This is a genomic window from Kiloniella sp. EL199 (assembly GCF_900313065.1).
GTDB lineage: Bacteria > Pseudomonadota > Alphaproteobacteria > Kiloniellales > Kiloniellaceae > Kiloniella.
Window position 1 is genome coordinate 156,649 of sequence record NZ_OMPU01000010.1, and the last position, 11,466, is coordinate 168,114.

Here is an 11,466-nt window from a genome sequence, read left to right on the forward strand (position 1 = left end):
TGGGAGGAGCATGAGTGAGCCGACCCGGTGATAAAGGTGATCGCAGTATTGCACTGTTCCTGTTGGCGCTACTGCTTTTCAGCCCTCTTTTCCTTTCTATCTTTAGTGATGAAAAGCTTCTGTGGGGGCTTCCGCCGCTATTTTTGTATCTTTTTGCTGCTTGGGGCGGGGTTATCGCTGCTGTAGCCTGGTCAGCTTCGAAAGATGCTAATGATGCAATAAATGCGCTTGATCCCAATGAGCCGACTGTGATTGATGTTCTGATATCGGATGCGAGTGTTTCTTCGGATAAAAAAGGGTCAGCAGTAGAGAATACCAATCTTTCTTCAAAGGATGGTGATCATGCTGGTTGACTGGATCATCATACTTTCTTCTATCGGCTATCTTCTGGTGCTTTTTGCGATTGCTTACATTGCAGACAAGCGTGCGGAGCGTGGGGCGGGAATCACGTCACACCCTTATATTTATGCCCTCTCATTGGGGGTGTATTGTACATCTTGGACATTCTATGGTTCAGTTGGACGTGCGGCGTCTAGTGGTTTGGATTTTCTGCCCATTTATTTGGGGCCTACTCTTGTTTTTGTTTTGTGGTGGCTGGTTGTCAAGAAAATCATCCGAATAACAAAAGCCCATCGTATAACATCAATTGCCGATTTTATCTCTTCCCGTTACGGGAAAAGCACGCCTTTGAGTGCCTTGGTAACAGTAATCGCGGTTGTGGGAATTGTCCCCTATATATCCCTGCAGCTCAAAGCTGTTGCTACGAGTTTTAATGTTTTAAAGCAATATCCGGAAGTCATTGCTCCACTTAATTCTCCGCCAATTGCCACGGTTGCAGACACGGCTTTTTGGGTCGCTTTGGTTTTGGCTATTTTTGCGATCCTCTTTGGGACCAGACATATTGATAACAGTGAGCATCATGATGGTGTTGTGGTTGCCATTGCTTTTGAATCCGTTGTGAAGCTTCTTGCTTTTTTGGCTGTCGGGATTTTTGTCACCTTCGGACTCTATGATGGTTTTGGTGATCTTTTTCAGCAGGCGTCACGAGTGCCGGAACTTGTCCAGTTGATGACTTTTGAGAAGGAAGGTGCTTACACAACGTGGGTGACTTTAACGACCTTGTCCATGGTTGCGGCAGTATGTTTGCCACGACAGTTTCAGGTTATTGCCGTTGAGAACGTTAACGAACCCGAGTTACGAAAAGGTGTATGGTTTTTCCCGCTCTACCTGCTTGCCATCAATATCTTTGTTTTGCCCATTGCTTTGGGGGGAATGCTTCAGTTTCCACGCGGGGATGTAAATGCAGATACTTTTATCCTCACGCTCCCTATGGCGCACGAACAGGAAATGCTTGCTCTTCTTGTGTTTCTGGGTGGTCTTTCTGCTGCAACATCTATGGTTATTGTTGCTACGATCGCTTTGAGTACGATGGTTTGCAATGATCTGGTGATGCCTGTGCTTTTGAGGTGGAACTGGCTTGGCCTGAAGAAAAAAAGTGATTTTACAGGTGTTCTGCTTTTTGTGCGGCGCAGCAGTATTATCCTCATCCTTTTGTTTGGGTACGCCTATTTTCGTTTTTTGGGTGAGAGTGACGCACTTGTTACCATTGGTCTTATTTCTTTTGCGGCGGTTTTCCAGTTTGCACCTGCCATGATCGGGGGGATGTTCTGGAAAGGGGGAAATCGCAAAGGGGCGTTGACTGGTCTTACTCTGGGTTTTGTTGTTTGGGCCTATACGCTTTTGTTACCGGCTTTTGCAAAGTCGGGTTTGTTACCGATTACTTTTATCCCGGCTGGCCCTATGGGGATTGAATTATTGAGACCCTATGAGTTGTTTGGCTTACAAGGGCTTGACCATTTAACCCATGCTCTTTTCTGGACAACGGTGTTTAACGCTGGCGCTTATGTGTTTGTATCGCTCTATACCCGTCATTCCGCAATTGAACGTGTACAAGGAGCGTTATTTGTTGATGTCTATCGATATGCCGATCAGGGGCCGCGATCACAGCTATGGCAAGGCTCTGCTTCTGTGGAAGATTTGTTTAATCTCCTTGTTCGCTTTTTAGGGCGAGCGAGAGCGGACAGAGCTTTTAGTGGATACTTCAGAGATCGAGGTCTAGAGCGCAGACGGGTGATTACGGCTGATGCTGATCTGGTTCACGTAACCGAACGTCTTCTTTCCGGTGCTATTGGTGCAGCGTCCGCCCGTGTGATGATTTCTTCTGTTGTGAAGGGAGAAGTTGTCCGTCTTGAAGAGGTGATGACAATTCTGGATGAGACGTCGCAAGTTATCGAATATAGCCAAAATTTGGAACAAAAATCGAGAGAACTGGAAAGCACAACAGCGCAATTACGGTCGGCGAATGAGCGCTTGCAAGAGCTGGATCGCTTGAAGGATGAATTTTTATCGACGGTCAGTCATGAACTCAGAACACCCTTAACGTCTATTCGATCTTTCAGTGAAATTTTGAGCGATCACCCCGACTTGGAAGAAGAGGAAAAAAACAGATTTCTGGGTATCATTGTGAAAGAGAGTGTCCGCTTGACGCGGTTGATTAACCAGGTCCTTGATCTGGCAAAGATAGAAGCGGGACAAATGGAATGGATTCTTGAGGATCTGGATATCCCGCAAGTTGTCGAGAACTCAATGGACACAATGTCTGCAATTCTGAGTGAGAAAGAAATCACGCTTGATGTGGATTTTGCACCTGACCTCCCCATGATTAGGGGGGACAGGGACAGGCTTATGCAAGTGTTTGTTAATTTGTTGTCCAATGCGGTTAAATTCTGTGATGAAGATCGTGGATGGGTAAAGGTATCTGTTTTCAGGCAAGGTGAGGAAATTGTAATTACTGTTGCAGATAACGGACGGGGAGTACCATGGCAAGCGCGTGAGCATATCTTTGAGAAATTCCACCAATCCCGCGAAGGCTTAGCAGATAAACCCCACGGAACTGGTCTGGGTTTGAGCATTTCGCGCCAGATTGTTGAGTATTTTGGCGGCCGTCTAGAACTCGTCGAAACAGGTGGTAAGGGATCTGTTTTTGGTGCCTTTTTGCCTCTTCGAACTGAGCAGATAATCGCAAAAGCCGGGGAGTAAGAGGGGGGGATTAAGGCCTGGATAATCTTGTCAGGTGGAGATTGCTTCTGGCTGTTCAATAGGGTAAAACCGCATCAACGCAGGGACATCTGCTTACAACAATTGACCTTTAATTGGATTGACCTTTAATTGGAGCGCCGAATGGCATCATATCAGTACATCTACCAAATGGATGGAGTTTCTAAAACTTTCCCCGGTGGAAAACAGGTTCTAAAAAACATTCATTTGAACTTTCTCCCCGGCGCCAAAATTGGTGTTCTGGGTTTGAACGGTTCAGGTAAATCTACCTTGATGAAAGTCATGGCTGGTCTTGATAATGAAATCAATGGCGAAGCTCGTGCTGCTGATGGTGTCAAGGTTGGGTACTTGCCTCAGGAACCTCAACTTAACCCTGATAAGGATGTTGCGGGGAATGTTTTTGAAGGGGTTGCCGAGACAAAAGCGCTGCTGGAAAATTTTGAAGCTTTGAGTGCCAAATTTGCAGAGGTTGATCCGGAGGAAATGGATGATCTGATTGCGCAGCAAGGCGAGCTTCAGGAAAAGATCGATGCGCTTGATGCCTGGGATCTGGATCGTCAGGTGGAAATTGCGATGGATGCATTGCGTTGCCCGCCGGGTGATGCTGATGTGACAAAGCTGTCTGGTGGTGAACGTCGTCGTGTTGCTCTTTGTCAATTGCTTTTATCCAGCCCGGATATGCTTCTTCTCGATGAGCCGACCAACCATCTGGATGCTGAATCAGTATCGTGGCTGGAACGCTTTTTGGAAGATTATAAAGGGACTGTTGTCTGCGTAACGCACGATAGATACTTCCTCGATAATGTTGCTGGTTGGATCCTTGAACTCGATCGCGGCGAGGGTATTCCTTATGAAGGAAATTATTCAAGCTGGTTGGAGCAGAAACAGAAACGTCTTGCTATTGAAGAGAAGCAAGAAAGCGCCAAGCAGAAGTTCCTGAAAGATGAATTGCAATGGGTACGTCAGGGTGCAAAAGCGCGCCAAACCAAATCCAAAGCTCGTTTGCAGGCTTATGAAACACTTGTACAGGAAGAAAGTTCTCGTGCTCCTGATCCGGGTCGTATTGTAATCCCGCCGGCACCTAGATTGGGTGATCTTGTTATTGAGGCGAATAATCTTTCAAAGGCTTTTGGTGACAAGCTTCTTATTGAAGATCTGAATTTCAGGATTCCAAAAGGGGCAATCGTTGGTATTATCGGCCCCAATGGCGCAGGTAAAACAACCTTGTTCAGAATGATCACCGGTCAAGAAAAGCCGAATGAAGGCTCGCTGAATGTCGGCGAGACTGTTGAAATCGGGTATGTTGATCAAAGTCGTGATGCACTTTCTGCCGATAAGAATGTGTGGGAAGAGATCTCAGACGGTCTTGATGTGATTGAAATTGGCAAGCACACCTACCAATCCCGCTCTTATGTCGGAGCTTTTAACTTTAAGGGTGGCGATCAGCAGAAGAAGGTTGGCCAACTTTCTGGTGGTGAGCGAAATCGTGTGCATCTTGCAAAGATGCTGCGAAAAAGCGCGAACGTTATCCTTCTCGATGAGCCGACAAACGACCTGGATGTGGATACACTGCGCTCTTTGGAAGAATCGATTCTTGAATATAGTGGTTGTGTTCTGGTGACATCGCATGATCGTTGGTTCCTTGATCGTATTGCAACTCATATTCTTGCTTTTGAGGGGGATAGTCAGGTTGTTTGGTTCGAGGGGAATTACGAAGACTATGAAGCTGACCGTAAGCGTCGCCTGGGAGCGGAAGCTGATCAACCACACCGTATTAAGTACAAGCCACTTAAACGATAAAGTCTTGTGATTAAGTCTTAATTGGAAAGCGCTGAGTCATCGATTGTTTCAGCGCTTTTTGTTTGATGCTGGATCTTCTTTTATTGAGTTTGTCATCCGATAGTCTGCAAGTATGGTTTTGCTCACAAAAAAAAGCCTCGGTTTTAACATCCGAGGCTTTTTTATAAGTCGTCTAAGAGAATGTTTTGATCTCTACACTCTTAGCTGCTTTCTTTGGGGGCAAAGTCACCGGACTGTACTTTTTCGCGAAGCTTGCTGTTGAGCTCAGAGAGATTCCCTCCCAAGCTTTTAAGCGCTGATGTGTAGTCAGAGCGATAGGTAGAACGCAGGCTAATGCCTTCAGCAGCTATGTCTGTGATGATATAGTCGGATGAATTATCTTTCTTTTCTATTCGCCATAAAACTTGTGAGGGTTCACCATTTTCAGTTTTAACTTTACTAAAAACAATAAAGAAAGATTTCTTCGGAACAACTTTTGTGACTTTGAATTCTGAATCAGCGTACTGAGAGAAAGTCGGGAGAAAGCGTTGAACCATGACATCTTCAAAAATTGTCGTGAATTCCTTGCGGTGGCTGTCTTCTGCTTTTCGCCAGTATTTCCCAATTACAAAGCGCGCAATTCCGTCAATATCAAAGTTTTTATTAAGGAGTGCGCGGAATTGTTTTTCGCGCTCTTCTGTTGATATATCTTCGTTCGATAGTTGGCTGATTGCCTTTTTCTGCAGGGTTTTTAGAAAATGACCTGCAGCATCATCTGCGTTTGCTGCCCCATTAAAGACAGCTAAACAGAAAGCAGCCCCCGCAAGGAGGGCTGCGATATTTTTTATAAAGCCTGTAATCTGCTTCATGACTTATTCCGCATAAGATACCTGATCATCATCTTCGGGGAAGATGTCAGTTAGTCCTGGCGCTAATGTTGGTTCAGTTGTCCCATCATTGATTTCGTTTTCGCGTTTCTGATGATAAAGTGAACGAACACGAGCATAAAAATCGACAGAATCACGTTTTAGCTCATCAACCGTTTCGATGTTACGTGATCTTTTATCAATACCGTCGGTTACTTTGCGTCCAATCAGAACTTCTGTTTTGGCAACATAAGTCAGAGGATCAAGAAGAGCATCCCCAACCAGACCAACACTGTCCCGAACGTTCGACGGCCCCAGGATTGGCAGAACAAGGTAAGGGCCTTCGGGTACACCCCATGTTCCCATCGTCTGACCAAAATCTTCTGAGTGATATTCCAGACCTGTTTGGCTAGCAACATCAGCCAAGCCGCCAGCACCGGCAATTGTGTTTATCAGGAAACGGGCAAAAGTATTTTCCGCCTTCTCCAGATCACCTTGCAGCAAGTCGTTGGCTAGAATGACAGGTGTGTATGTGTTTCTGAGGAAGTTGCGAACAGAATCACGAATAGGAGAAGGAACCAGGAAACGATACCCTTCTGCAACTGGTCGGAAAATGATCGTGTCTGCTGCATCGTTAAACGCAAAAATAAAGCGGTTAACGGTTTCAATCGGATCGTTGTCACCTTCGTCGACTGCGGTTGAGCCTTCGGTCTGCGCCCACTGATCATCAGTGCTTGCATTGGCTTCATCTTGCAGTGTTGAATTCGGCTTACTTGCACAGCCTGTCACAAAAATAGCAACAGCGGTAAAAGCTACCAAACGTTTAATCAGTCGAGAATTAATCTCGGACAAAATACCTAACCCCACGACATTTCGCCTATCATTTGTTTCTACAGTCATAACACTTGCTCACCAGAGACCCCCCTGACATTTGCTGCCAACATAATAATATCGCAACACAAACGAATGTGAGCAAAACAAAATACTTAAATGTTCTCTAAGGCAAAAACAGTACATACCCTTAAAGACACTAAAACTTAGTATGGTTGATTATCACAGGCTTGATGGCAAAACCAGTCATAAGAGTCATTAAATGTAGTTGAGGAAACATACTGTTGTATTTTTGCACCAGGCTCTCTTGATTTGTTTTAAATTTTAACGAATATGGTCTTGCGAATCTTCTCTAGCGTAATGTTATTTTAATCTTTTTTCTTTTGAGGCCTTTTGTTCGATTCGTGCTAACTGTGTTGTTTTACCGTTTTCGTTAAAGGAATTGTGCTGTGATTGACCCAAAAGAGGTAACGCCTTTAATTAGTTTTGAGGGAACTGTGCCGTCAGAATGGCTTGATTATAACGGGCATATGAATGTGGCCTATTACATGCACGTTTTTTGTGATGCGACAGATGCCTTTTTGGAGTTTTTTGGTGTTACAGAAGGTTATCGTCAGGAAATGAACTGTTCGACCTTTGTTGTCGAAAATCATGTGAACTACATGAAAGAGCTTCACCTTGGGTCTAATATGCGGGTGGAGACCCGGTTACTTGGGTATGATGTTAAAAGGATGAGTTATCATCATTCTCTATATAATGTTGATAAAGGTTATTTAGCTGCAACATCCGAATGGATATCTCTTCATGTGGATTTGAAAAGGCGTAGCTCATGCGAGATGCCAAATATTTTGCTTGATAATCTGAAAGATATATACGCAGCTCAAAAAGGCTTACCCTTGCCTGTTAACATCGGGCGTTCGATAATGTCCTGGAATACAACGCACTGATCTATTTATTTGCCCCATTTATTCCCATTTATTCCCATTTATTCCCATTTATTCAATGTGAAACTGTTAAAGGCAAAACGAGTGACCGTAAATTTACTTGAAGTTAAGAGTCTGGTTTCTAACATTAAGCTTATGAATAAAAGCCTTTGTTTTGCGATTGTCACCTTTATCTATTTTCAGTTTTCCTCTGCTGTTATCGCGGCCTGTACAGACCCGGCCGGGGCTGATGTGAACTGGCAGCGATGTAACATGGACGGCCTAAATCTGGATGATGTAAATCTTTCTGGCGCTCGATTGAGAGATACGAGTTTTTTACGCGGATCTCTCAACAGGGCAGATCTGAAAAATATTTCTGCCTTCAGGACCAAGTTTGTCAGCGCTTCATTAGTGGATGCCGATTTCACCAGAGCTTCTTTGCCAGAAGCTGATTTTACCAAGGCTGATTTGCAAGGTGCGGATTTTTCCAAAGCAAATTTAAAGCGTGCGCGCCTTTTCAAAACGATATTGCGCGGAGCCAATCTTTCGAAGGCAAAAATCGAAGGTGCGGATTTAACGAAAGCCGATTTGTCCGGAGCAACGTGGATTGACGGTAAAAGAATCTGTGCGGAAGGTTCGATTGGTCGCTGTAAGTGATTTTAAACGATTGCTCTCGGTAATTTTACAGAAAAATATACTGTTCCAGTGGAACAATAATTTCCATAGCGTTATAACGGTTATTAGAACTATTAAATACTATAGCTATGGTGGCGGTCCTGGGTACTTTAACTTGCAATTCTGATTTGTCTTTAGGGAGGAATAGCGACGTATTCTGTAAAGGTAGTTCGTATTTTGGCTCTATCGTTGGCAATTTCCTGAACCGGGGGCGCCATGTCTCAGAATAAGGGCACTCGGTTATCGCTACTACAACAGATCAGACAATTTATACAAAATGAGCAAGTCATCCTGTCATCTTTGGCAGTGATCATTGGTGTGGCTGCCGGACTTGCGGCTATGGCTTTCCGTCACTTTATTGACCTTGTTCAGATGTTTTTTTACGGATTTCAAGGCGAAAAGGTATCTGCTGGTATCGCTGGATTACCTTGGTGGCAGATTGTGCTCGTTCCTGTTATTGGCGGTGGAATTGTCGGGCTGTTTATTCGGTATTTTTTACCGGATGGAAAGCCACAGGGTGTCCCGCACGTTATTGAAGCAACGGCTCTCAAGGGCGGACGTATGTCTTTGAAGATTGGCGTCCGGGCTGCAATTGCATCAGCTTTTTCGATTGGCGTTGGGGCTTCGGTCGGACGTGAGGGCCCTGTCGTTCACCTTGGGGCATCAATTGGTGCCTGGCTTTCCAAGAGATTACATCTGGGTTATTCGCTCTTCCGTACACTGCTTGGATGTGGGGTTGCCGCGGCTATTGCGACATCTTTTAATGCACCGATTGCGGGTGTCTTTTTTGCACTGGAAGTTGTTGTTGGTCACTACGCGCTTTCAGCATTTGCGCCGATTGTTATTGCGTCAGTTGTCGGCACAATCATCAGCCGTATTTACTATGGTGATTTTCCTGCCTTTATTCTACCTAAAGCAATGTCATTGTCATCATTCTGGGAGTTCCCGGCTTTTGCTATTCTGGGAATTATTTCAGCTTTGGCGGCAATTGCCTTTATGTGGTCCGTGATCTTTGCGGAAGACACCTTTAAGAAATTGAATGTTCCTTTCTGGGGAAAACCTATGATCGGGGGACTGGCCCTAGGTGTTATGGCCCTTGTTTTTCCTCAGGTTCTTGGTGTTGGCTATGAAGCCACCGATGCAGCCTTGTCTGAACTTTATCCCTTGTGGCTGCTATTGGCTTTGATCGTGGTTAAGACGATTGCAACGGCCATTTCTCTTGGGTCGGGTTTTTCTGGCGGTGTGTTTTCACCCTCGATCTTTCTTGGGGCAATGGTTGGTGGAGCCTATGGAATTGTCGCGACCAGCATTTTTCCAGAACTTTCTTCCGGGACAGGGGCCTATACCGTCATTGGTATGGGGGCCGTTGCTGGGGCAGTTCTTGGGGCGCCAGTCTCAACCATCCTGATGATTTTTGAGCTAACAAACGACTATGCTCTAACCATTGCCGTTATGATTGCTACTTCTCTTTCAAGCGTCATCACGCAACAGGTTCATGGACGCTCCTTTTTCATGTGGCAACTTGAAAGGCGCGGCGTTGAAATTCGCGGCGGACGCGAAGCCAGCCTGATGAGATCTATCACCATATCGCATATGGTGCATTGTGAAGTATCAACTGTTGATATCACCGCAAATTTAAATCACGTCAGGGAAGAGATTAGAAAAACACGACTGGGTCAGGTCTTTGTTATTGATGAAGGCGAACATTATAAAGGTTCTATTACCTTTATTGAGTTGGCTGACGGACTGGATTTGCAAGAAGAAAAAGGAGTTGCTCTCACCGCATTGGATATTGCGCGAACCAAGGCAGTTCAACTGGAAGAAGACTCTAATATTGAGCAAGCGCTTCAAGCGCATGGGGCGAGCGGGGAAGTTTATATCCCCGTGATTGATAAAGAAGGTATCCTTAAAGGTGTTTTACACGAGCACGATGTTGCGCTTGCCTATAAAAAAGCGATGGAGCAAGCCCGGGCTGAAGAGCGCGGTGATATGTAATCTCGTTCGCCAGTAAATATACAGTGCGGAAAGTATCTGTTGATATATATAAAGGCTGAGAACTGCTCAGCTTTTATTACTTTAGAGATTCGAATTTACTGTAAAGATTTAATCTTCCAAAAGGTATCCTGCTTTTAGTGGTTCGTTTCCTGCAACTTTCCCAACGACAAGACCGGGTTTCACTGCTTTGTGTTGGCGGCGCGTAAAGAAGACGCCGTCTGTTCCCGCGTAGATCGGTGTGCGGGATTGGGTTGGGTTTTCTGCTGCAGGATCTATCAAAGTAGCGATCTGATCGCCTTTTTTTACGATTTCGCCCAATTCTTTACAATAGGTAACAAAACCTGCACCTGGTGAGGGGATAATCTCACAAGCGTCTGTGCCTGTTGCATCACACAACGGGGCAGGTAAGGAGCCTGCATCGCCTTCGATCAGGCCTCGGCGGATAAAGAATTTATAGAGCGCATCAGCATCTTTTGCTCCGATCTGGTCTGATACATCCGGGCGACCGCGATGTTCAACAGTCATTGACATAGTTGCCTGCGGAATTGCGGCATCCGGGAAAAGGCGAGAGAGTTCAGCCCATGGGCGAGTATATACTTCGTCGAAGCTACCACCCCCGGAATTTTCAGCCATCATAACAGCAACGGCACCAAAGTCGGCGGCAAAATCCTGGCAGTCGGGCCAGTTCAGATCAGAAATATAGAGATAGGGTAGAGATTCGTCATCGCAATGAAGATCAAAAACATAATCGGCGCGGGTGGCTTCTTTCGCTAATATTTTGCGAAGGCTAGCGAATTCGCTCGTCGGCGTAACTTCGTCCAGAACGTCCTGCATTGTCGCGCGAATAAGTTTTACATTATCGCTTTCATCATTGCCGAGTTTACCTGCAAGGCGATCTTTCATCATTGCTGTCAGGTCGTACCACCCCCGGTTAAAATTACCATCGCCGCCACGGTGAACACGACCAAGAAGAATATCGTCTTCAAATTGATCAAGTCCAATCGGGTTTGCAAAAGGTACAACGACGATCTCACCTTTCAATAATCCTTGTTGATCGGCTTCTTCCAAGCGTTGTAATAGATGGTGAGTACAGGCCATGGCCGGCGTTTCGTCGGCATGAAGACAGGCTTGAACATAGGCAACTTTACCATTTGTACCCGCGCCGTAACGATGCATTGTTACAACCCGTTGTGTGCTCGGTGTTTCAGGAAGTAGCGCGTGGCGTTCTGTAATACGGGTCATGTTTTTTCCTGTAAATTCTTGCGATCTAGAGTTTGGCA

At 45.4% G+C, this 11,466-nt stretch carries 9 protein-coding genes; 6 read left to right on the forward strand and 3 right to left on the reverse strand.

Annotated features, from left to right (window positions below):
- Positions 1-14 precede the first annotated feature (14 nt).
- The 3 genes from D9A03_RS09260 to ettA all read left to right on the forward strand — a co-directional run bounded on the left by D9A03_RS09260 (position 15) and on the right by ettA (position 4,917).
- On the forward strand, positions 15-353 hold the full coding sequence (locus D9A03_RS09260; protein WP_120496917.1) for a hypothetical protein: 339 nt from the start codon (positions 15-17) through the stop codon (positions 351-353).
- The gene (locus tag D9A03_RS09265; protein WP_120496918.1) at positions 343-3,099 is read left to right on the forward strand and encodes a sensor histidine kinase; all 2,757 of its coding nucleotides are present in this window, start codon (positions 343-345) and stop codon (positions 3,097-3,099) included. The genes D9A03_RS09260 and D9A03_RS09265 overlap by 11 nt, the downstream gene beginning before the upstream one ends.
- Positions 3,100-3,240: 141 nt before the next feature.
- Positions 3,241-4,917 carry an energy-dependent translational throttle protein EttA gene (gene ettA / locus D9A03_RS09270; RefSeq protein WP_120496919.1) on the forward strand — a complete coding sequence of 559 codons (1,677 nt, stop codon included), beginning with the start codon at positions 3,241-3,243 and terminating at the stop codon, positions 4,915-4,917.
- Between the two features lie 200 nt (positions 4,918-5,117).
- Here the strand turns inward: ettA and D9A03_RS09275 are convergent, their stop codons facing one another.
- Together D9A03_RS09275 and D9A03_RS09280 are read right to left on the reverse strand one after the other, a co-directional pair.
- Positions 5,118-5,765 carry a phospholipid-binding protein MlaC gene (locus D9A03_RS09275; protein WP_120496920.1) on the reverse strand — a complete coding sequence of 216 codons (648 nt, stop codon included), beginning with the start codon at positions 5,763-5,765 and terminating at the stop codon, positions 5,118-5,120.
- 3 nt (positions 5,766-5,768) lie between these two features.
- The gene (locus tag D9A03_RS09280; RefSeq protein ID WP_120496921.1) at positions 5,769-6,662 is read right to left on the reverse strand and encodes a VacJ family lipoprotein; all 894 of its coding nucleotides are present in this window, start codon (positions 6,660-6,662) and stop codon (positions 5,769-5,771) included.
- 380 nt (positions 6,663-7,042) lie between these two features.
- Here D9A03_RS09280 and D9A03_RS09285 point away from each other — a divergent pair, with 380 nt between their 5' ends.
- The 3 genes from D9A03_RS09285 (at position 7,043) to D9A03_RS09295 (ending at position 10,186) form a co-directional block, all read left to right on the forward strand.
- Positions 7,043-7,540: a thioesterase family protein gene (locus D9A03_RS09285; protein WP_120496922.1), complete on the forward strand. Its 498-nt coding sequence runs from the start codon at positions 7,043-7,045 to the stop codon at positions 7,538-7,540.
- An 81-nt stretch (positions 7,541-7,621) separates the two neighbouring features.
- Positions 7,622-8,173 (forward strand): pentapeptide repeat-containing protein, encoded by a 552-nt coding sequence (locus D9A03_RS09290; RefSeq protein ID WP_254055009.1) that lies wholly within the window; start codon positions 7,622-7,624, stop codon positions 8,171-8,173.
- Positions 8,174-8,407: 234 nt separating this feature from the next.
- Positions 8,408-10,186, forward strand: a complete 1,779-nt coding sequence (locus D9A03_RS09295; RefSeq protein ID WP_120496923.1) for a chloride channel protein — start codon at positions 8,408-8,410, stop codon at positions 10,184-10,186.
- Between the two features lie 108 nt (positions 10,187-10,294).
- On the opposite strand, the gene D9A03_RS09300 is transcribed toward D9A03_RS09295, so the two are convergent.
- Positions 10,295-11,428, reverse strand: a complete 1,134-nt coding sequence (locus tag D9A03_RS09300; protein WP_162938063.1) for a succinylglutamate desuccinylase/aspartoacylase family protein — start codon at positions 11,426-11,428, stop codon at positions 10,295-10,297.
- Between the last annotated feature and the right edge of the window lie 38 nt (positions 11,429-11,466).